Consider the following 21,942-nt stretch of genomic DNA (forward strand, 5'->3'; position numbering starts at 1 on the left):
ACGTCGCTCAGCAGGGCCGCCGGGCGGGGTCAGCGGGCGGGGTGAGGATGACCAGCTCCCGGGTGGTCCGGGTCATCGCGACGTAACGGTCGACGGTGCCCTCGATGCCGGTGCCGAAGCGGTCCGGGTCGACGAGGACGACGAGGTCGAACTCCAGGCCCTTGACCCGGCCGGGCGGCAGCGACCGGATCCGGTCGGTCGCCCGGAAGGTCGGGTCGCCGACCACACAGGCGACGCCCTCGTCGTGCTCGGTGAGCCAGCCGGCCAGGATCGCCTCCAGTTCGCTGGTCGACCCGTAGCGTACGGGGATACCGCCGCGGCGGATGGAGGTCGAGACGTCGGCCTGCGGTAGCACCGCCCGGATGACGGGTGCCGCCACCGCCATCACCTCTTCGGGGGTCCGGTAGTTGATGGTCAGGGTGGCCCGGCTGATCACGTCGAAGCCCACCCGTTGCAGCCGGTCCTGCCAAGACTCGGTGAAGCCGTGTCGGGCCTGGGTGCGGTCGCCGACGATGGTGAAGCTGCGCGACGGGCAGCGGCGCAGCAGCAGCTGCCATTCCGCGTCGGTGAGCTCCTGGGCCTCGTCGACGACGACGTGGGCGAACGGGCCGGCCAGCGGATCCGCGGCGGCGTCGGGCAGCCGGTCGTCGTGGACCAGGGACTGCCGGATGCTGTCCCGGCGCAGCAGGTTGAAGGAGCTCTCCGGGTCGTCGTCCGCCTCCAGCAGGTCCTCGACGACCCGGTCCATATAGTCGCGGTCCTCGGCCAGCGCCGCGTCGCGCTGCCGCCGGCGCCGCGATGCCTCCGGATCACCGAGCCGCTGCCGCATCGCGTCCAGCAGCGGCAGGTCGGACACCGTCCACGGGGAGCCCTCAGGGCGACGCAGCAGACGCCGCTGCTCCGGGTCCAGCCAGGGCGCGCAGTGACGCAGGTAGGCGGGGACCGCCCAGAGGTCGGCGACGAGGTCGGTCGGCTGCAGGATCGGCCAGGCCTTGCGGAAGGCGTCGCGCAGGTCCTCGTTGTGCTGCACCGAGCGCCGTAACGACTCCCGGGGCACGTCCTCGTCCTCGCTGTTGTCGAGCAGGATCTCCACCAGCGCGTCCCACACCTCGTCGCAGGCCTCGTTGTGCGGGGTGCCCGGATCGGGCGCCTCGAAGGCTTCCGCCCAGTCGTCGGCGCTGAGCGGGATGTCGGACCAGTCGGTCTCGACCACCATGCCCTCGCCCGGAGGCTCCTCGTACAGGGCAACCGCCGGGTCGATCGCCGACACCATGGCGACGGTCGCCTTCAGCCGGGCGACCTCGGGGTCGGCCTCCACGCCGGCGGTGGCACCCTCCGGCACCAGCTCCCGCAGCAGGCAGGTCACCACGCCGTCCTCGCCCAGGTCCGGCAGGATGTCGGCCACGTAGTCGAGGTACGCCTGGTGCGGGCCGACGAACAGCACCCCGCCGCGATGCCCCTCCAGCCGTGGATCGGAGTAGAGGAGGTACGCCGCCCGGTGCAGCGCCACCACGGTCTTGCCGGTGCCCGGGCCCCCGTCCACGACCAGGGCGCCGTGCGAGCCGGCGCGGATGATCGCGTCCTGGTCGGCCTGGATCGTCGCGAGGACGTCCCGCATCCGTGGCGTACGGGCGCCGCCCAGACTGGCGATGAAGGCTGACTGGTCGTCCAGTGCGGCCCGACCCTCGAGTCCCTCCAGGGAGAACACCTCGTCCCAGTAGTCGACGACTCGTCCGCGGTGCCAGCGATACCGACGACGGCTCACCAGTCCCATCGGGTCGCCGTGTGTCGCCGCGAAGAACGGCTCGGCCGCCGGGGTCCGCCAGTCGAGCAGCAGGTGGGCGCCGTCCGGGTCGACCAGCCCCAGCCGGCCCACGTACACCGGCTCGGGGCCATCGGCGGCGACCATCCGGCCCAGGCACACCTCCGGGCCGAACCGTTGCAGCACCCTCAGCCGGCCCGACAGTTCGTGGATCTCCAGGTCGCGTTCCAACGCCTGCGGGCCGCGGCCGCCGGGGGAGCGGCGCAGCGCGTCCAGCCGGTCCGACAGGTGGCTGACCTGCTGCCGGAGGGTCCGGGCGATCTGGGCGAAGTGCGCTTCGTCCAGGTCGATGAGGGCCGGGGCGGCCTTGTCGGCCAGCCGCGGGGGAAGGTCGAAGATCGGGCGGGTGTCATCGAGGATCGGATGAGTGTCGGGGGCCATGTGATCCACTCCCTTGGCGGTTTTTGGGCAAGTCCCTCGGCGGTGTAGGGCGGGGCCGTGATCGTCGCCGGCGGTCGTCCTGGCGTCGAGCTCACCGGTCGGGCTCACCGATTGTGCGCCGCCCCCTGGGCCTTGCGGCAAGTCCCCCGCTGTGCCATAACCTGGAGGTGGCAGGGCAATGGATTCCACCGGACGCCGGAATCCAGGTCCGACGTTCCGGACGGTTAAACTCAATCTGTGAAGGAATCGGAGGAAGGCGCCGCCCAACTGTTGGGCCCGATCCGGGCGAAGGCGCTCCCCGACGACGTCTACGATGCCTTGCTCGACATGCTTACCTGGGGTGCCCTCGAACCGGATGCCCCGCTGTCGATCGACGGTCTGGCGCAGTCGCTCGGCGTCTCGCCGACACCGGTACGCGAAGCGCTGGCCCGGCTGGAGCCGACGGGGCTCGTCCGCCGTACGGTGCGACGGGGGTACCGGGTGTCACCGCCGATGTCCCGAGAGCAGATGTACGAGCTCGCCGATGCGAGGCTCGTGCTGGAAACCGGGGCCATCGAACGCGCCATGCGCCGCGTCGATGCGCTCCTGCCCGACCTTGAAGCGGCGTACGCCCGCCACGAACAATCTGCGCGAGTATTGCTCGAGCCGGGCCGCCAGAATGAGCATGAGTTCGTCCGCCGATACTTCGAGGCCGACTGGTCGTTCCACGAAGCGATCCTCAAGCACTGCGGCAATCGCTACATCGCCCAGGCCGTCGACGCCCTCTCGTTCCGGGTGCACCGGATGCGCCAGACCATCGGCATCGGCGTCTCCGATGCCGGAGATGCCGTTCCCGAGCACTTCGCCATCCTCGAGGCCGTACGCCGACGGGACACCGCCGCCGCGGTGGAGAAGATGCGCATCCATCTCACCAAGCTGGAGGCCCGGGTCTCTGCCTGAGGCAAGGGATGTGCGTCACGTACGTTCAGGCCAGTAGCGGGCGGACACCTCGTCGGCGGCTCGAGGATTGCTGGCGGCCGGGGTTCCTGTCGACGCCGAGCAAGGGGCGCACCACCCATCGATGTGGATCGCGCGCCCCAGTGCGACGGCAACAGTAGCTAGTGCATGTGCTTGCCTCCGTCGACGTTCATGCAGACGCCGTTGACAAAGCCTGACTTCTGACTCAGCAGGAACGCCACAACTTCAGCGATGTCGATGGGCTGGCCGACCCGCCCCAAGGGGATGTTGGATGACATGACATCCTTGCGATCGTCAGTGAGCTTGCCCCCCATGATGTCGGTGTCGATAGGTCCGGGGAGGATGCTGTTGCACGTGATCCCGAACGGTCCCAGCTCGCGCGCTCCACCTCGTGTGAGCCCCATGATGCCGGCCTTGGCCGTGGCGTAGGCGAACTTGGAGAACGTGCCTCCGCCATCGAGAGCGGTGATGGAGGAGAAGTTGACGATTCGACCGGATCCAACGTCCTTCATCCGAAGAGCAGCGTGCTTCATCATCAGCATGGTCCCGCGAAGCGTCACCTGGATGACTCGGTCGAACTCCGCAGTATCGATTTCGAAGATCGACTTCGGGCATGCGATTCCCGCGACGTTGGCCTCACCCACAACCGGAGGCATCGACTGATCCAGTGACTTGAAAGCCTGGACCACCGCCTCCTCGTCCGAGATGTCGAACCGAAGAGCCTTCACCTGGTCGGTCGAGTATTCGCGCTCCAACTCTTCACCGAAGTCGAGCACGGCTTCATTGACATCGACGACTGCCACGCTCCAGCCATCCTCGAGCAGCGTTCGAGCTACCACCCTCCCGATCCCTCGTGGGGCCCCACAACCACTTACTACTGCGGTGCGATCCTCGGGAAACTGGACAGGGACACTCTGTGTCATTTCTGATTCTCCTCGATTTGAAGTGGAAATTCGTGTCTAGTGGGCCGCTGCTGATGCTTCATTCTGGATCGCCGCTGCCCGGTTTTCTGCATCGGACTGGTGAAACAGCTTCAGGCCGAGGACCAGAGCGAAGCCAAGCAGGCCGGCGATTCCCAGGATGAAAAGTCCGGCCGCCTCATTCGGGGCAGCGGTGGTTCCCCATACCTTCTCGGCAGCCCATGTCCGAAGATTCGGTGCGAGCCATCCTCCAAGATTCCCGATGGCATTGATCAGGCCAGTGGCGCCAGCCAGTGCTGCGCCGCTCAGGTAACGTGTCGGAAGCTGCCAGAAGATCGGCTGTGCCGAGACGAACCCCACTGCAGCGATCGACAGAGCCACCAATGCGGGCTTCGAAGAGTGAAGGAACAGGCCCGAGGCGCCGATCCCGAGTCCGGAACACAGCATGAGGATTGCCAAGAAGCTCTTGTATTTCAGCGACTTATCCGCGAGACGCGGAAGAATGATCACACCGACGAGTGCAATGGACCACGGGATGGCGGTTACGAGCGACGCCATCAATCCTGCACTCTGGCCTGTCATAGTGGTCACCTGCTTCGGGAGGAAGAATGTCAGCCCGTAGACTGACCCTTGGATGCAGAAGTAGATGAGGCAGAAGTACAGGATTCGAGGGTCAATGATCGCCTGTTTCCAACTGATCGGTTTGGCTGTCTCCTTGGCGGCCTCCTCGATCTCTATCTGACGTGACAGGTGAGCTTTCTCCGTAGATGTCAGCCACCGAGCACGGTCGGGACGGTCCACCAGGAAATAGGGGCACAGGATGCCGACGAGGACGGCGACCCCGCCTTCGACCAGGAACATCCACTGGACTCCGGAGAGGCGGGCCGTACCGTCCAATTCCAGAAGTCCCCCAGAAAGCGGGTTTCCGATCATGTTGGCGATAGGGAGACCCATGTAGAAGAGTCCAGATGCCCAAGCGCGACGTGCCGCCGGATACCAATACGTGAGGTAGAGCATCACGCCCGGAAAGAACCCCGCTTCGGCGACGCCGAGCAGGAATCTCAGAGTATAGAAGCTGGCCACTCCGCGCACAAACATGAAGCAGATGGCAACCAGACCCCAGGACACCATAATCCTGGTCATCCACCAACGCGCGCCGACTCTGTGCATGATCAGATTCGAAGGCACCTCGAAGACGGCGTACCCGATGAAGAACAGGGTCGCCCCAAACGTGTATGCCATCGTCGAAATACCGTAGTCGGCATGCCACTTGGCTTGCGCCCACCCCAAATTTGTGCGATCGAGAAACGCGATGACGTACATCAGCAAAAGGAACGGGATCAGGCGGGTCGTCACCTTCTTCAGTGCCGCTGCGACAACTTCGGGCGACGCCTTGTCAATTTTGAGTTGATTCACTGCGCTCATCTGTGACCTCCTTGTCACGATCGTGCGTGCTTGGTGTCGTACCTGTGGAGAGAAGTCAGTCGAAATCTGGAGTTAGGCCTCGGCGCCGGCCAGGGCCCGGTCGACTTCCTGGCCGCCGAGCCCGGTGCTGCGACCCTCGATCAGGCTGCGGGCCTGTGTCAGCACCTCGCGGATGTAGCGGGCGTTGGTGGCCCCGACACCCAGCCAGTCGCTGCCGTAGTGCTCGGTCATGAACGGACCCGCATAACCGAGGCGCAGCGCCCGGCGGATGACGGTGCGGTAGTCGATCAGGCCGTACTCGAGGGGCACCGGCGCGGAGAAGAACGCCCCGGTGGCCGGGTCCTCGTCGCGCAGGTAGTTCTTGATGTGCCAATAGTTCGCGTACGGCAGCACCTGGTCGTACATCACGTCGTACTTCGGCATCGGGCGGTGCAGCCGGATCAGGTTGCCGATGTCGGGGTTGATGCCCAGCGCCGGGTGGTCGACGTCCTTCAGGAACGAGATCGCACCCTCGGGCGTGCCGAGATAGGTGTCCTCGTACATCTCCAGGCTGACCCGCAGACCGCGCCGCTGCGCGTGGTCGGCCAGCTCCCGGACCCGCTCGACCGCAAGCGGCCGCAGGGCAGGATCATCGTGGTGGCCGTCGGCCAGCCAGAACCACAGCGCGTCCTTCTGCGGTGAGGTGAGCGCCTGCATGAAGCCGACGTTGACGATCGTCGACCCGAGATCGGCGGCCCGGTCGACGGTGGCGTGGATGGTGGCGAGGTTGCGCTCGCCGTGCTCCCGGTCGACCACACTGTTGCGGCCGATCGAGATCGCGGCGACGTGGAGCCCGAACCGGTCCAGCGCCCGGCGGAACTCCTCGAACCGCTCCGGGGAGAGCTCGGCGATCGGGATCCAGTCGTCCATCGGGTCGATCTCGGTGAAGCCGGCCGCCGCCACCTGGGCGAGCTGGTCCTCCCAGACCCGGACCGGGGCGTCGCCGATCGGCGTGCCGTCCTCGGCGCGCGGGCCGAAATTCATCTTGCACGCGATCGGCCAGTTCGCTGGCGTATACGTATCCATGGTGTCCTCTTTTCTCTTGGGTTTCTCTCGGTGACGTTCGGGTGCTGGATCGCTGCTGACCGACCCGTCGCGGTGGACGAGTCGCGATGGCGGGTCCGGGTGGCTGGGGCCGGTCAGCGGATGGCGTGACCGAGCAGGGATGTCGCCTCGTCGATGACCGCGGCGACATTGTGTGGATCGTGGACGAACCGTCCGAGGAAGAGCCCGTCGACGGCGTCCCCGAGTGCGGTCAGGGTGCCCGGCCCGGCGCTACCGCCGTAGAGCATCACCAGACCGGGGTAGCGGTCCTGCAGTTGTTCCCGGGCCGGCCCACAGACCTCTCGGACGTACGCCGCCGGTGCCGGCTCGGCGGCCCCGATCGCCCAGTGCGGTTCGTACGCGATGATCACCTGCCGATCCGGGGTGTCGCGCAGTGGCCCGGACAGCGCGGCATCCACCTGATCGACGACGACCCGGGCGGCCGCCGCGTCCTCCGGCTCCCGCTCACCGACGCAGAGCACCGGCGTCAGCCCGCGGCGGAGCGCCACGGCACATTTCGTCGCGATCGTCGCGTCGGTCTCCCCGAACAGCCGCCGTCGTTCCGCGTGTCCGATCTCGACGAGGCGTACGCCGATCTCGGCCAGCTCGGCCGCGCTCACCTCGCCGGTGAACGCGCCGGGTTCGGCGGCGGCCACGTCCTGGGCGGCGACCGGATGCGGGGCGAGGATCCGCACCGTCTCGGGCAGTGCCGGGAAGGCGGGGGCCACGAAAAACTCGACCCGTCCGTCCGCGACTGCCGGGGAGGCGGCGAGGATCTCCGCGACGGCCTGCGCCCACTGCAGCGTCTGCTGGTGGCCGAAGTACATCTTCAGGCTCGTGCCCAGCAGGATCCGGGGCCGGGAGCGCGCCATCAGGCGCCTTTCTCGTAGTCGCGCAGCACCTGCACCTTGGCGTTCGACGGGCTGCCCGGGTCGAACCGGTAGCCGAGCCATTCCCGGGCCAGCCGACGGGCCAGTTCCAGGCCGATCACCCGCTCGCCCATGCAGAGGACGTGGGCGTCGTTGGACAGGATGGAGCGCTCGACGGAGTAGGAGTCGTGGGCCGTGACGGCGCGGACGCCGGGCACCTTGTCGGCTGCCATCGCCACGCCCAGGCCGGTGCCGCAGATCAGGATGGCCCGGTCGGCCTCGCCGCGACGGATCATCTCGGCGGCGGCGATCGCCACGGACGGGTACGGTGTGTGGTCCTCGGCCCCGACACCCACGTCCACCACGGTGGCGACGCGGGCGTCGTGCTCGGCGTCCTGCTTGATCCGCTCCTTGTAGTCGAAGCCGGCGTCATCGCTGCCGACCACCAGGCGCAGCGCCGTATCGGAGGGGTTCGTCATCGAAGCTTCCTTTCGTCAGTACTCAACACCGCCCCCGCCCCCCTGTCGGCGACCGGGGGGCGGTCCAGGGGGCGTACGACTCAGTGGGCCGTCGTGGGGATCGCCATCAGGTCACCCAGAGCGGTCACGATCAAGGCGAAGGAGACCGCGCCCGGATCCGGTGTCCCCACGGACTTCGCGCCGTGTGTGCGGGCACGACCGAGCGTCGGCAGCATCGCGGCGGTGCCGTCGGCCCCCTGGCGGGCCGCCTCGGCGGCCCGCGTCCAGGCGACGTCCAGGGGAATCGCCGGGTCCCGGTCGAGGGTCGCGGCGAACGGTGCCAGGGCATCGACCAGGGTCTTGTCCCCCTCGTGCGCGCCGCCTTGCGCCATCACCCGGGCGCAGGCATCACGGGCGCCGCGGCGGACCGCCTCCGCGGTGGGGGCGGTGGCATTACCGATCGCGTCGGCGACCGAGCCCAGGATCAGCCCCCACAAGGCGCCCGAGGTGCCGCCCGCCTCGTCGGCCCAGGCATCGGCCGCCCGGCGCAGGGTGGTGCCCGCTCCGGCACCGGCGTCACCGACCGACCGTGCCGCCGCCAGTGCGGCATGTGCCCCGCGCTGCATGCCGAGTCCGTGGTCGCCGTCGCCGGCGACGGCATCGATCCGGCCGAGCTCGTCGGCATGCTCGTCGACGGTCCGGCTCAGCGTCTCCAGGGCCCGCCGGATCAGTGGAACGTACGCCCGGGACTGCTCGGCCGCCTCCGGCAGGTCCGAGCCGGGCCCATCGGGCTCCCTCGACGCCCGGTCGGACAGATCGACCGCCCGGAGTGCACCGTCGGTCGGGCTGCCCTGCAGATAGCCGGCGGACCGCGCGGGAGCGCGCCACAGGGCCTCGAGTTCCTCGTCGGGCCAGAACAGGGTGAGGGAGAGTCCGCTCATCTCGAAGCTCGTGCAGAACTCGCCGACCTTGGCGTCGACCAGTTGCAGGCCTCTCCCCGCCAGGCCGCGGCGCACCTCGTCGAAGACGACGTACAGCTCCTCGTACTTGAAGGCTCCCAGCCCGTTGAGGATCGCGATGACGCGCCGTCCCTGCGGGGATCCACCACCGGGGACCTCCTCGAGCAGCCTGCCGACCAACAGTTCCGCGAGTCCGCGAGCGGTCGGGACATCGACATCCTCCAGGCCCGGCTCGCCGTGGATGCCCAGTCCGATCGACATCCGGCCCTCCGGGACCCGGAACAGCGGCTGGTCGGCGCCGGGGAGCGTGCACCCGCTGAACGCCACGCCCAGCGAGCGGGTGGCGGCGTTGGCTGCATCAGCGACCCGGGCCACCGTGTCGAGGTCGTGGCCGGCCGCCGCGGCGGCTCCGGCGATCTTGAACACGACGAGATCGCCGGCGATCCCGCGTCGCTTCGATGCCTCCTCGGGCGGAGCCGACGAGATGTCGTCGGTGACCGCCACCGACCGGACCGGGATCCCGTTCTGCCGGAGTCGTGCGGCACCGGCGCTGAACTGCAGGACGTCACCGGCATAGTTGCCATAGCTGAGGAGGACACCGCGGCCCTGCTCGGCGCACCGCGCCACATCGGCCACCTGGTGTGCGCTGGGGGAGGCGAAGATGTTGCCCAGCACCGCGCCGTGTGCGAGGCCCGGCCCGACCAGGCCGCCGAACGCCGGGAAGTGACCCGAACCTCCCCCGATGACGACCGCGACCTCGTCCGTTCCGCTCCGGGTCGTCCGGACCACGCCGCCCGGTACCTGCTGGACCAGGTCGCCGTGTGCAGCCACGAATCCCGCGGCAGCCGCTGCCGCGAACGCTTCGGGGTCATGTTCCAAGAAGGCCATCGCCACTCCTCGTCGTTGAGGTCACTTACGCTCTGGAATATGAAGGATCCTATAGGATCTACGAAATGATGGCAACGAGATCGACGCCACATGAAGCTCGGCCCCGTGCTGTCGGCCGGTAGGCTGATCCCGTACCACCGGGTGTCCTCCCTGGAGAACTCCGCCCCGAGGAGCATCGGATGAGTGAGCCCCACGCCGGTCCCGATCAGGCGGCGCCGTCGGAGTCTGCCGCACGGTGGCCGCTCGGCGGGCGACTCCGCTCGGCGGGCGTCGCCATCCTGCTGGTCGTCGGCACCCTGCTCGTCCCGCTCGGCGTCGTCGCGGCTTGGGCACGCCCGCTGCTGACCGACACCGACGCCTTCGTCGCCACCTTCGGCCCGCTGGCCGAAGACCCGCAGATCCAGTCGTACGTCACCGATCTGACGACCGACGCGATCGTGCGGCGGGCGGACGTGGACGGTCTGATCGACCGGGTGGTCGGCGGCCTGGCCGATCTCGTGCCGGGACAGCCAGGCATTGCGGCGGCGCTCCGCTCGCTCGGACTGCCCGCGGCCGACAGCGTCCGTTCGCTGGTCCGCAGTGTGACCGTGCAGATCGTCTCCGCCGACTCCTTCTCGCAGGTCTGGGGAGAGTCTCTCCGGCTCTCGCATCGCACCCTGGTCGCTGCGCTGCAGGGCGATCCGCAGGCCACTGTGACGATTGCCGCGGAGGGGATCGGCATCCGGCTCGCCCCGCTCGGTGAGGCGGCCAAGGGTGCCCTCGTGCAGAGAGGTCTCCCGTTGGCCTCGTCGATCCCGGTGCCGGACACGACCATCGTCGTTGCGCCGGGTGCGGACCTCCGGACGCTGCGGGTGGTGTACCGCGGCCTCGTCCTGGCCGGCGGGTGGCTCCCTGCGGTAAGCGTGGTGCTGCTGCTGGGCGGCGTCGCCCTGGCTCGTCGGCGGGCACGGGCGTTGCTGGTGGCCGCCGTCTGTGGGGCGGCGGGCGGTCTCCTCGTCCTCGCCGTGCTCCCGATCGGTCGACTCCTGCTCCTCGCCCAGGCTCCGGCGGACGCGGTGCCGCCGGAGGTCGTCGGTGTCCTGTACGCGACCGCCACCACGGGGTTGGCCCGGGTGGCCACCGCCACTGCCGTGCTCGGTGTTGCAGTGGCGGTAGTGGCACTCGGGGTGAGCGGGATCCGCTCCCTGTCGGCCCGGCGGGACGATCAGGCCGAGCCTCCTGGCGGCGATCCGGGCCGTGCGGCATGATCGCGGCCGCGCGCCTGGGGAGGCCGTGACATCGTGGGTCGTACGGGATGGGTGGTCGGCCGGTCCACCATCGAGACGGAGGAGAGATCAGTGAGCGCGACGGTGAGCAACGGTTTCCTGCTGTTCGGTCAGCAGTTCCCGGCGACGGCGAAGGCCCACATGGCGTTCGTGCAGGCAAAGGCCGAGGAATCGAGCCTGGACGAGAAGACCAGCCACTTGGCCTACCTGGCCGTGCTGGCCGCTGCCGGCCTGGCCGGCGGGATCGGTTTCCACGTGCAGCTGGCGCGACAGGCCGGGGCGAGCCGAGATGAGGTCCTTTCAGCTTGCCTGGTGGGCCTGCCCGCGGTGGGCCTGCAGGTCCTGGACGGTCTCGCGGCGGCGGTCGACGCGCTCGACAGTGAGGACCGTACGGCTGAATGACCTCCGGCTCGCCGCGGACCTCGCGCTCGCGACGACCCGGTTCACCCGGAGTGCGCAGTACTTCGCGAGAACCCCGGGGCGGCGGCGCCGGTCTCCGCCACGAGCTGGCGGGCCACGTCGTGCAGATCGTGGCCGGCGGCAAGCGTGCGCTGGCGCAGGTAGGACGGGCCGCGTTCGGCCAGCTCGGCGGCGAAGGACAGTTCTTCGACGCACCCCAGGTCGCGTGCCACCGGGGTGAGTCGCTCCAGCCACTCGAACAGGTACTCACGCAGCGGGTGGACCCGCCGGCGCCGCTCAGAAGTGATGACCTGGGCATCCACCCCGTAGCGGGCGGCACGCCATTTGTTCTCCCGTACGAACCAGGGTTCCAGCGTGACCAGTTCGCGTCCCTCGTCGAGTTCGCGCACAACGTGCTCGGTCAGGCATTGGGTGAGTGCGGCGATGGCCCCCAGCTCCGCCAGAGTGGGCACCGAGTCCGCCGTCCGGTTCTCCACCGTCCCGAAACGCGGGGACGGCCGTACGTCCCAGCGGATCTCGCTCGGGGTGGAGACCATGCCGCTGTCGATGAGTTCCTCGGCGAAATCCTCGAACTGGGACCACTCGGTCAGCTGCCAGGGCAGACCGTTCGTCGGAAGCTGCTGGAAGAGCATCGTGCGCTGGGAGGCGTAGCCGGTGTCCTCACCCTCCCAGAAGGGGGAGGAGGCGGACAGTGCGAGGAAGAAGGGGTAGAAGCGACTCAGCCCGTTGACCACCGGCATCGCATACGCCTTGCCGGTGATCCCCACGTGCACGTGGATCCCGCAGATCGCCATCCGGCGGCCCCACCACTGGTTGCGTTCGGTCACCACGTCGTAGCGAGGCGTCGCGAACGGCTTCTGGTCGCTCGCGAGGCTGAACGGGTGGCAGCCCGAGCCCATCAGCGCGACTCCCTGGGCGCTTGCCACCCGGTTGACCTCGGCGAGCCGCCCGGCGAGCTCCTGCACCGCGTCCCCGATGTGTTCGTGCGGGGCCGAGACGAGCTCGATCATGTTCTGGAGGTACTCCTTGCGCACCGGTCCGTCCGTCTCGGCGCCGAGCGCCTCGAGCAGCGGCGCGGCGGCCGGGGTCAGCTCGAGGGTCTGTGCGTCGACGAGAGCGAGTTCCCACTCGATGCCCACTGTGGCGCGCCGCGAACCGGTGAAGTCAATCTGCATTGTTCGCCACCTCTTGGCTGCGGGGGAGTTGTCGGCAAGCTTATTGGTTGCCGGCACTGCTCGTCCCGTGGGTTGCGAGCGCCTGCTGGGACAGCGGCTCCTGCGCGGCGAGCGCGCGCATGATTTGTAGCACCGATGTTCGGACCGGAGTCAGGGCAGCGCGTGTTGTTTGCTCGCGCGAGATCCGCTGGCTCGGCTCGATCACTCCTCCTCTGGACAGGACACCGCCATGCACCCCGTAGAAGCGCTCCTCAGGCCCGTCGGCCGGATGCTCCGCCGCAAGCATGCCGATGAGTCGGCCGGGCTTGCGGCCGGTCTGGAGCCCGCGAACGCGCCTCGGATTGCGCTCCCGGACTGCACCTGATCGCCGAGATCCCGGCGCGCGGCGGCGTCTCGGACGGCGCACTGAACCTCGGCGCCGGCGACGTCGAACGTCATCAAGAGCGCTCAACGGCGACCAGCTGCACTGGAGAGTGTGTCCAGAACTGTCCAAACGCCCCTCAGAGGCAATGCGAAAGGGCCCTCTGATTTCAGCGTTTCGGCTGGTCAGAGGGCCCTTCGGCTGGTCGGCCTCGTCCTCTCGACTTGGAAGAATCGGTACCTCTTGGAGAATCTGGCCTCCTACCTGGACAGGGCGGCGTCAGCGCCGAGGTTGGCGGACGACGTGTCGCGGGACGAGGCTTCTACGAGTCGCTGCTACGTCCCGTTCAAGCTCGATCAGCGGCTTGACGCCAAGGAGCGCGCAGACCTAGTGGACTACTACTGCGAGGGGCACTCGGGCCGAGAGACGGCCCGTCGGTTCGGCGTCGGCAGGACCGCCGTCTTGGCGATAGTGCGTGACGCGGGGGTCGCCCCGCGGCCACCGCACCAGAAGCTTCTGGCTCCGATCGTGAGAGCAGGGGGATGATGCTGGCTCATGGCGCGACCCCGTGGCGGTTGTGACATGGTGCCGTGACGACGCCCGGTTGAGCCTGTTCACAGGCTGCTGGTTGGCGTGATCGGACTCCCTCACGGCCGCCCTCGCGGGCCTCGGGCTGATCCCTCGCAACGTTATTGTGAGCTGCCTCGGCTACCCGACAGGTTCCCCATGGTTCGTAGCGCTGTGTCACTCAATGCCCAGCAGATTGCCGTCCTCGACTGGATCAAGGCCGGCTGCCCTGAAGGGGTCTACGACGATGACACGAACTACTCGCACCGCACGAGCGCCCGGGCACTTGCCAATCGCGGACTGGTCACGATCCATGGCCATGGCCCGACCTGGACGGCCACACTGACAGCGCGCGGGAAGGTCTGGCCGGACGCGACCACCGAGGAAAAGTCGGTGCGCCAGCGCCTCGCCGAGCGAGACCGGCGGCGCTCCTCCGGCACGCTGTCCGATTCCAGTCCCGGCGAGCCACCGTCCCGCCCGAGGGCCTCCGCTAAGAGCAGCAAGACCACAGAGCGGAAAGCGGGCCCCGTCAACATCCGACCGGCTCGCACCGCCGCTCCAGCTGCCGAAGTCGCAGCGGAATTGGCGGCTGCTGATCGCTTGATCACCCAGGTCCTGGAGGCAGGCGGATGGCTGGTACTCCCGGAGGATCCGGCAGTCATCGCTGAGCACGAGCGCCTGGTGGCTGCCAGCCTCAGGTCCTCCCTGCGGCCCAAAGGCAAGCGTCTCGCGATCGTTTCGGTCGGTGAGTGGGGCCGGGGTCCGAAGGCAATCGAACTTACCGAACACTTCGACGAATGCGTGCAGGCCCGGCCCGTGCCGGTCCTGAAGCACGTCGGCACCTACCACCCGATCGTCAAGGCGTATCTCGCTAACAAGGACGGGCAGTACGTCACTGCCGAACACCTGACCCGGGCCGCTCACATCCTGCAGGCAGTCGCCGCGGAGGCCGGCAAACGAGGCCTCGACGTCTTCACGGCAGAACGAGGCCTCAAGGAAGTGAATCAGCACTCGTTAGCCACTGTGCGCGAGGCGCACCTCGTCCTCCGTACCCCCGCCGGCGTCTACGGACTCCAGATCCGGGAGATATCGGCGCCGGGGGGAGCGAAGCTGGCGCGCCGCAGCTGGAACGCGCCGAAGACGATGCCGGACTGGCAGGAACGGCGCGGGCGAGAGTTCATTAGCACCGGAAAGCTGGATCTGGTCGTGCGCGGGCCCTGGGCGCCAGGCGGAGATCACTACCGCGACGCGAAGAGTTGGACAGTAGAGGATCTACTTCCCGAGGTCTTTCGATCGTTCGAGATCAACAAGCTCCGCAGCGACGCGTCCGAACGGGAACGCAAGCGCAGGGAGGATGAGCGCCGACGACAGTGGGAAGTCGCGATGGCATCGGCCAAAGAGGCGTACGCGGTTCATGCCCGCTGGGAGCGATTCAAAGGGCGCTCCAGCGACTGGCACGAGATCCAGCAGCATCGAGCCTTCCTTGCCGAGGCAAGGCGCGTAGTCGAGCGCTACGACGGCGAAGACCGCCAGGTGCTTATCGAACGACTGGCGGAAGCGGAGTCCGGCCTCAATGCGCGCGACCCGATCCTGCACATCGAACGCCTTGCAGCCGATCCACCCCAGCCGCGCCCAGAAGAGTTGAAACCGTTCCTGAAGGGGTGGAGCCCGTACGGTCCCTGATGCCCCATATCGGGTACTGCAACTCCGACCGTCGCTGACGTCCAAGGCCGGTGGTCACGTGCTGTTGGCCGGCTGACTGAGGCGCTTCTTGGACGTCGCCTGAACTACGCTGCTGTGATTATGTCTGCAGGGTGCCTTATGATCCTCACAGAACGACCATAAGCCTGACAACCGGTCAGGTGGACCGGAGTCAGGCTCAAGCTCTACTTGGCGGTAGGCCTTGAACCTATGGCAAACGTGGGCGCCCGCGCAAGCGGCGCGGCCAACCTTGCAGCTCCCGATCCCGTGACGTTCTCTGACTGCTCCTACGGGAGCAAGGAAGGAGCCAACCATGGCTTCGAACGCCAACAAGCCGGGTACTCCGGCGCCCAAGTCCGGACAGTACGTCCCGGTCGGTCCTCGCGGCGGCAACGCCGGTAGCAGCGAGATCACCGCGGTCCAGGGCAAGCCGCTGCCGCCCACGCCGAAGTCCGGGCAGCAGTGGAACCTGACCGACGCGACGAAGCACAAGCGCTGAGTTGGTGATCGTGGGAGCGGTGATGTGATCTGCCGCTCCCACGATCCTCTCTTTCAGGATTTGACTTTCCCACAAGAACCCTTTCGGAAGAGTAGTCGTGAATCCCGTGAACCCTGACGACGTGAGCACTTGGCCGGCGCGACTGCTTGAAGTAGTCCAGGCGATTGCCGTCCAGGTGCCACCGGGGACATTCGGGTCAGATGTCACTGTCCCGATCAACGACTCGCAATTTGTCAGACTGATGGATGAACGTCCCTTGCTGGCATACCATGCCACGCGCCTACTTCCACATGAACTGGAAGATATTCGCTCTCGAGGTCTTCATTCGCTTTCACTGCAGCACGTCGAACGCCGACTTGAGGATGCTGTCGGCGCTGACGTATTTTCCGCGTCGGAAGCCGACCGCCTCCGACGAAACGGCGTACACCTGCGGCATGCGCCCGGGGAGCGCGACGGGAGGGTATGCGCCGTCGTCGGACTCTCCTCCTTCTCGGAAGACGTAAACGGTATCCGCCCCCTGCTCTCAACCTGGGGCGGCGAGGCCATCTACTGGGGCGCCTCCGAGGTAGACAGACCCAAGCTGAGTGCGGTAGGTACGCCATCGATCGTGGTCGTCTCACTGTCACTTGAGCGCGCACGGTTCTTCGCCTTTCCGCAGCTTATCCAGGTCTTCGTGGCACACCTCGCGAGGCTCGAAGGTCATCGCGGGGAGATCCATTACCTGTCAGACGTGCCACGCCACGCAATCCAGGAGATCTGGCAACCAGGCGACTCGGAGTACGACCGGTTCAGTTCATTGCCTCACAGGTAGCGGAAGCCGGCGATCCTCACGGAGGCATTCCGATGGTGGATGACATCGAACTCGGAGCCAGCGCCGAGATAGGCGAGGCCGCGGTCGTGGGCGGAGCCGGACTCATCGCGAGCTGGCATCGATGGAGGCGCCGCGAGGGACCCACCAGCACCATCACTGGGGGCGGGGCCATCACTCACCTCGAAAACCAATTTGGCCAACTCATGGGCCGCCGGCCCTGTCTGGCCGTCTCCTCTCGGATCAGGCCGGCCCCCTACACACCGTTATTCCGACAGTCCCGACACTGGCGCGGCAGCGGGGTGAGTCCGGAATGGCTCGAGGTTCTTGGACTGGTGCATCTCGATTCGACCCAAGTTGTCGGCGGCGGTTGAAGACTGGTCGGTAACGGCGCGGTGGTTTCCACCGGTGGTCGCAACGTGAAGCGCCTGTAAGTGTCTGTGGTGGCTGGCCTGGTGCTGGCGGGCAGGGTCGGTGCCGTGTACTCGGCGACGGGTCCACCGGGCTGGTGCTCGCGCGGTCCCGGGCGCCGTGTCCGCGCGTTCAAGCTGTAGTGGCCGAGCGGACCAGTAGGGTGGAGCGTATGGGAATGGTGCCCATGACAGGGGAAGCTCTTCACGATCTTGGCCGTGAGGGAGCGCGGCGAGCGAAGCACTGGCTGGAGTCAACGTCGCGCGTAGACGCATGCTGGGTAAACCCGGACAAGGGGGCCGCGCAGAAGCTTACGTTCGGCTGGCCGGAAGGTGGCCACTCGTTCTCGTTCGACTTGGGCGGCAAGCTACGCTATGGCGACTTCGATGGCCAGCTGTTCTACGCTGAAGTGAAGAAGTACTCGGCTGTCGGCGACCTGAACGCCCACTACAAGGCCTTCCTGGCGAAGTGCTACGTCGCCTACTTGAAGGTGCCCAACTTCGCCGACCACTTCATGTGGGTGTCGTGGACGCCGCATGGCACTTCCCGTTGGGCGACACTGACCAGCACCGCCGAGGTGCGGGCTGCCGTGATAGAGCACGCCGACCGTATCTTCCCCGCCGGGACCGACCCTGTCACGTCCGTCGACGAAGACGCATGCAAGGCGGTTTCGGACAGGTTATGGCTCCTGATCCTCAGCAACAAGCAGGAGTCCCTCGTACCATTCGTCGAACACCTCGAACTCATCCACTCGCACGAGTTGAGGAAGGCGATGACACCGTGAAGACTCTCGAACAGCGAGTCGAAGACGCCCTGCTCGACCGGGATCCGCGTGAGTCCGAGTTCCGGGTGAAAGAGACGGTCGCAGACGCCCTGTCAACGTTCGACCCCTCCGCCACTGTGAAAGTAACGAGCTACTTCAACCACACATTTGCGCCGGACATCGTCTTGTCATGGGGCAAGGCGGAGCGACCTGTCTTCCTGCGGTTCACCGACAACCTGCCAGAACTAGGCGAGGACATCGAGTTGTTGGACCGGAAGGATCCGCTCATGTTCGGCCTGTCCACCCCTCCGATCGAAGGGGTACAGGAGAACCGATTGGATGAACGGACTCGGGCCGCTGACATTCTCCTGACTACCCCTGCGGCAGTGGACGAACTGTCCGCGCGGGTGACGCCGGCAGCCACAGACCGGATGCTCCGAAACTCCCTAGCGCATGGTGGACGTGGCGCGCTCGTAGGCAAGGCCGAAGCGAACCGGCTCGCAGACAGCTTCGATACCGGATTCACGGCGGCTTCTCGCGGGCAGGTGGAGGCGACACGGCTGGCACTGACAGCCATCGGCGACCACTTCGCCGGTGGGCAGGCCCGCCGGTTGAACCGGGTCGTGCAGGCCGTCTGGGAAGGTGGCGGCTCGGGCATTGACCAGTATCCCGGCGACCCAGACTTGGCCGCCGAGGTAAGCAACCTGTCGCTGATCTACCTACTCCAGTACATGGATACCGCCAATCCTGCGTTCTGGCGCGGCGTCGGACGCGCTCTCACCCTCGACCAACTTGTCGCCCTCGCACACGCGGACGCCGCAGGACTCAACAACTTCCAGCACCTAGTGAACGCCAATCTGGACGTTCTCCGCGCCCGCGCGTGCTTGGTCCTCGATATGAGCATGTACGACAACGAGGAGCCCCTCGACCTCAGCTGGGCCGTCGACCTGCCCGTCCGTGACGCACCGCCCGCCCTTACCCTGCGAGGGCCGGGTTTCCATGCGTTCGTGACCCGCAAGAAGGAAGACTTAAAGCCGCGACTCTCGCCCTCCGCAGGCGGCCTGTCGGTGACCGAGTTCCTGGATCGGACGGCAACCGCGCACGTCGCGGCTGTCAACGCCAGCGTCGGCGACAGGCACATCAGTCTCAGTGACGACAGCGGAACCACGGACACGGACTTTGTGCAGGCCGCCACCAGCGGGCTTCCCGACGCCCAAGTCGACCGCGCCACGGTTTCCACACCTAGCGGACGCATCACGGTCGACTTCGCCCAACGGACCGGGACCGGCGTCACACGCAGCGACACCCTGGTCGTAGACCTACTCCTCGCCACCACCAGCCTGCTCGTTGACTTCACGGCCGAACAGCGCGAAGCGCTTACCGCGTTCCTCACCATTACCACGCGGGCACCCGCAACAACCCCGGAGACGCTCAACTTCAACGAGAACGACGCTGACCACGCAAGTCCGGCAAGGGAGTAGCCGGCAACCAACCACCAAGATAAGGTGATCGCGACGGAGTCTCAAGTGTCAAGTTACTTCAGTACTGACTCCCTGCCAACAGAACAGTGAGTCGCGCTAGACATTGACTAACGTCTTCTAGCGTGACTACGCAGATGAACGGCCGCTGTCGAGTGCGCCGGGGAGTAGTTTCTTCGTAGTTCCGCGGGACTCGAGTGGCAGCTCTCGAACGGAGCCCAGATCAGCTTCATCTATTGCCTCAAGAAGCTTCGCGCTGTCCAGCTTAAGCGCCTCACACATTGCGTCAAAATGTTCAGGGTCGATCCTGTTGATTAGGCCATAGACGGACCTTACGATCACGGACGCTTCCCCCCTGCGGAAGCCCCTGTTCGTATCGACATACTCATTATGGGAGTACTGATGGAGGTACCAGACCATGCGTGTACGGCTAGCCCCATTGTCCAACTGATCGATCGCAAGTTTCATCTGATCTCTAAAGTTGCCCATCTCCTGAGGATATCGATAGCTAAAGAAGCCTTCCAAAAGGCGACGGCAAACGTTTGGGGCGATCGCAGCTAGGTCTGCCTCATCCTCAGGACGGATAGGGCCCACTTGGCTGGAAGTCAGAATGTCCGCTGCCTTCCAAAAGAGGTAGTGGTACTCTGACCGTAGCTTTGTGCGTACGGTCTTGTTGCCCATGGAGGCGTCCCACTCTATCCATTTGGGGCGTCGCGAAAGCGCTCCTTCTGGCGTTGAGTGTGCTTGGGCGCGCAACTCCAATATACGGTAAGTCATACCATGATTGGGATTGCCGTGGTACGAACTCGGGAGCCGATCCAGTTGATTAGTCCAGAGGCGGAAGAGTTCGAAACTGTGGGTGAATAGAAAGACTTGACCGCAGGCCCGTCGCCAGTTCTTCGCCTCTGAGCACGTGCATGGGCGCTCTTCGCCGCAACCACATACCTCCGGCTGAATAAGCTCCGCCCAGAGAAGACTCGAGATGCCGACCGTTAGCCCGTCATCGAGACTTGAGACTGGGTCGTCGATGACAATAGTGAGGTTGCTTCGTTCTTTTCCTCCGTTTGTGAGAGATTTGAGGAAGTAGAGAAGCGAGATGGCTGTCTTTTCACCTTCGCTCAGATTTGTGGCAGGTTCGCCGTGACGTAGCAATGCGTACAGGTTCGAGTTCGTCGGGCGAACCTCGAGTTCTGTTCGTCCAAGTAGACGGTGTAGGCGGTCGGTAAGCCAACTCGCGGGCGGCCCTGGATCGAGCTCCTCATGCTCCAATTCTGCAATCTTCCCGCGCATGGCTTCGACTTGCCGTTGAAGCCCGCTGACCGCCTTGGCGCTTTCCTCGGCCACCTTCGTTGCCTCAAACAGCTCTTGGGCCGACTCGCCGATGAGATACGCCTCTACCAGATCAGCGGCCATTAGGCGCTGCCCGGCTAGATCCTCTGTGACCAGATTGTGTTTCTTCAGTATCTCTAGGATGCAGGTAGGTGATGGCGGGACTATTAGAGGGGCTTGAAGCTGCGGTGGATCGACTTCCTCAAATACGTTCTTCGACTTTCGATCCAACGAGAGGGCGACAGTGGCGAGGGCGGATGACGTCTGTCTTGCGACCTCGGCATAGGAAGCCAAGGCAGCCGTGTAGTCTTCTCTTAGGTGGTTATAGATCAATTCTGGATCCGGCCAAGATGACATATTCGCGCATGCCTGTTGGGCCTGGGAGACTCCGCTTTGGAGGTCCTTAATGTCGCTTTCGAGTCTGCGGGTGCTTTCATCGAAGTGGCGCTGAAGTTTCGAAAGGCGCTCGGCCGTAAGAGGCGCAAGACAGAATTGGCAATTCTGTTGCCCTTCATGGAGCGACATGCCCCGACTTACCCACTGTGCGAGCTCGGGGTTTTGAGTAAGATGTGGAATGGGGGAGGCTGTTGGGACTCGATGCAAGACCTCCGCTACAAGCTCTAGGTTAATAGCTGGCCAGACGAGACTTGCACCTGACTCTGGACGCAAAGGCTTAGGGGACGATTGAACGATCTGAGTGTTCGCCTCTAGGTTGAATGCGTGCCGATCACTCTTCGACATTGCCTTGGTCAAGTTCTTCTGAACCCGAGTGGCATTATAGGAGCGCGCTTCGTAGCCTTTTACGGTTGAAAGTCGTGCCGTCACCTGTTGGCCGATACGCTTCTTGATCTTATCTGGCTCCTTCGAGTCCTTGACAGCTTTCCACTGACCCTCAGGGAGCAATTTACCAGTCAGTTCTTGGAGGCGGATTCGGTATTCTTTCAGCTTCCTTTCTCGATCCACATCCTTCTTTCCGAGGGCCATTAGGGCTACCGCTTCGCCGGAGTCGAAATCGATCACCTCACGCACATAACGACGATTAAAGAGGGCCACATTCCCGAAGAATGGATCTTTGGAGTCGCTCAGCAACCGCGCCTGACCGTCTTGCACCTCCTTCAGTGTGAAAGAGACCCCAGAGGCCCAAGCGCTTTCCGAATAGGCCGGAGCGAATAGCTCACAGAGAGTGGACTTGCCGGACCCGTTGTCGGCGTAAATCAGGTTGATGTCACGAAATCCTTCAAAGTCCTCCCCAGGCTTCCAGTTTGAGAAGATCCGGTGATTCTTGATGGATGTTATGTTCTTGACTAGCACTCTTTATCACCAATCACAAATCATCATTTTTGACCCCTGAAAGCCCAAAGAACCGCTCAAAGAAGGAACCCAGCTTCGCCAACACCCGCTGC

Annotated in this window: 19 protein-coding genes; 8 read left to right on the top strand and 11 right to left on the bottom strand. The window is 65.6% G+C overall.

Translation table 11 applies throughout. From position 1 onward, the window contains the following. Positions 1-7: 7 nt before the first annotated feature. The gene (gene helR, locus R0145_RS02315) at positions 8-2,203 is read right to left on the bottom strand and encodes an RNA polymerase recycling motor ATPase HelR (protein WP_317838822.1); all 2,196 of its coding nucleotides are present in this window, start codon (positions 2,201-2,203) and stop codon (positions 8-10) included. 237 nt (positions 2,204-2,440) lie between these two features. Between helR and R0145_RS02320 the strand changes: the two genes are divergently transcribed. Further along, positions 2,441-3,142: a GntR family transcriptional regulator gene (locus R0145_RS02320; RefSeq protein WP_317838823.1), complete on the top strand. Its 702-nt coding sequence runs from the start codon at positions 2,441-2,443 to the stop codon at positions 3,140-3,142. A 158-nt stretch (positions 3,143-3,300) separates the two neighbouring features. Here the strand turns inward: R0145_RS02320 and R0145_RS02325 are convergent, their stop codons facing one another. The 6 genes from R0145_RS02325 to R0145_RS02350 form a co-directional block, all read right to left on the bottom strand. Then, positions 3,301-4,083, bottom strand: a complete 783-nt coding sequence (locus R0145_RS02325; protein ID WP_317838824.1) for an SDR family oxidoreductase — start codon at positions 4,081-4,083, stop codon at positions 3,301-3,303. Between the two features lie 36 nt (positions 4,084-4,119). Then, on the bottom strand, positions 4,120-5,505 hold the full coding sequence (locus R0145_RS02330; RefSeq protein WP_317838825.1) for an MFS transporter: 1,386 nt from the start codon (positions 5,503-5,505) through the stop codon (positions 4,120-4,122). 72 nt (positions 5,506-5,577) lie between these two features. Then, on the bottom strand, positions 5,578-6,570 hold the full coding sequence (locus R0145_RS02335) for a sugar phosphate isomerase/epimerase family protein (protein WP_317838826.1): 993 nt from the start codon (positions 6,568-6,570) through the stop codon (positions 5,578-5,580). Positions 6,571-6,683: 113 nt separating this feature from the next. Then, positions 6,684-7,460 (bottom strand): triose-phosphate isomerase family protein, encoded by a 777-nt coding sequence (locus tag R0145_RS02340; RefSeq protein ID WP_317838827.1) that lies wholly within the window; start codon positions 7,458-7,460, stop codon positions 6,684-6,686. Next, entirely contained in the window at positions 7,460-7,936 is a 477-nt protein-coding gene (locus tag R0145_RS02345) for a ribose-5-phosphate isomerase (protein WP_317838828.1), read from the bottom strand. Before R0145_RS02345 ends, R0145_RS02340 begins: the two co-directional genes overlap by 1 nt. A gap of 80 nt (positions 7,937-8,016) precedes the next feature. Next, entirely contained in the window at positions 8,017-9,762 is a 1,746-nt protein-coding gene (locus tag R0145_RS02350) for a dihydroxyacetone kinase family protein (RefSeq protein ID WP_317838829.1), read from the bottom strand. 179 nt (positions 9,763-9,941) lie between these two features. Here R0145_RS02350 and R0145_RS02355 point away from each other — a divergent pair, with 179 nt between their 5' ends. Together R0145_RS02355 and R0145_RS02360 are read left to right on the top strand one after the other, a co-directional pair. After that, entirely contained in the window at positions 9,942-11,009 is a 1,068-nt protein-coding gene (locus R0145_RS02355) for a hypothetical protein (RefSeq protein ID WP_317838830.1), read from the top strand. A 90-nt stretch (positions 11,010-11,099) separates the two neighbouring features. Continuing rightward, on the top strand, positions 11,100-11,429 hold the full coding sequence (locus R0145_RS02360) for a carboxymuconolactone decarboxylase family protein (RefSeq protein ID WP_317838831.1): 330 nt from the start codon (positions 11,100-11,102) through the stop codon (positions 11,427-11,429). Between the two features lie 41 nt (positions 11,430-11,470). Here the strand turns inward: R0145_RS02360 and R0145_RS02365 are convergent, their stop codons facing one another. Both R0145_RS02365 and R0145_RS02370 read right to left on the bottom strand, forming a co-directional pair. Then, on the bottom strand, positions 11,471-12,622 hold the full coding sequence (locus R0145_RS02365) for a glutamate--cysteine ligase (RefSeq protein WP_317838832.1): 1,152 nt from the start codon (positions 12,620-12,622) through the stop codon (positions 11,471-11,473). Between the two features lie 40 nt (positions 12,623-12,662). Beyond that, positions 12,663-12,908, bottom strand: a complete 246-nt coding sequence (locus R0145_RS02370) for a hypothetical protein (RefSeq protein ID WP_317838833.1) — start codon at positions 12,906-12,908, stop codon at positions 12,663-12,665. A gap of 816 nt (positions 12,909-13,724) precedes the next feature. Between R0145_RS02370 and R0145_RS02375 the strand changes: the two genes are divergently transcribed. From R0145_RS02375 to R0145_RS02385, 3 genes are all read left to right on the top strand, one after another. Further along, the gene (locus tag R0145_RS02375) at positions 13,725-15,233 is read left to right on the top strand and encodes a hypothetical protein (RefSeq protein ID WP_317838834.1); all 1,509 of its coding nucleotides are present in this window, start codon (positions 13,725-13,727) and stop codon (positions 15,231-15,233) included. Positions 15,234-15,564: 331 nt separating this feature from the next. After that, positions 15,565-15,750, top strand: a complete 186-nt coding sequence (locus R0145_RS02380) for a YjzC family protein (protein WP_317838835.1) — start codon at positions 15,565-15,567, stop codon at positions 15,748-15,750. 97 nt (positions 15,751-15,847) lie between these two features. Beyond that, on the top strand, positions 15,848-16,561 hold the full coding sequence (locus tag R0145_RS02385; protein ID WP_317838836.1) for a hypothetical protein: 714 nt from the start codon (positions 15,848-15,850) through the stop codon (positions 16,559-16,561). Here R0145_RS02385 and R0145_RS02390 read toward each other — a convergent pair. Next, positions 16,552-16,680 carry a hypothetical protein gene (locus R0145_RS02390; RefSeq protein ID WP_317838837.1) on the bottom strand — a complete coding sequence of 43 codons (129 nt, stop codon included), beginning with the start codon at positions 16,678-16,680 and terminating at the stop codon, positions 16,552-16,554. The two genes, R0145_RS02385 and R0145_RS02390, sit on opposite strands and share 10 nt — an antisense overlap. A gap of 461 nt (positions 16,681-17,141) precedes the next feature. Between R0145_RS02390 and R0145_RS02395 the strand changes: the two genes are divergently transcribed. After that, the gene (locus R0145_RS02395) at positions 17,142-17,753 is read left to right on the top strand and encodes a hypothetical protein (protein ID WP_317838838.1); all 612 of its coding nucleotides are present in this window, start codon (positions 17,142-17,144) and stop codon (positions 17,751-17,753) included. After that, positions 17,750-19,213, top strand: coding sequence for a hypothetical protein (locus tag R0145_RS02400; RefSeq protein WP_317838839.1), 1,464 nt, complete (start codon positions 17,750-17,752; stop codon positions 19,211-19,213). The genes R0145_RS02395 and R0145_RS02400 overlap by 4 nt, the downstream gene beginning before the upstream one ends. Positions 19,214-19,339: 126 nt before the next feature. Here R0145_RS02400 and R0145_RS02405 read toward each other — a convergent pair whose 3' ends face one another. Further along, positions 19,340-21,850, bottom strand: a complete 2,511-nt coding sequence (locus R0145_RS02405) for an AAA family ATPase (protein ID WP_317838840.1) — start codon at positions 21,848-21,850, stop codon at positions 19,340-19,342. Positions 21,851-21,942: the final 92 nt, after the last annotated feature.

The sequence above is a fragment of the Raineyella sp. W15-4 genome, assembly GCF_033170155.1.
Taxonomy (GTDB): Bacteria; Actinomycetota; Actinomycetes; order Propionibacteriales; family Propionibacteriaceae; genus Raineyella.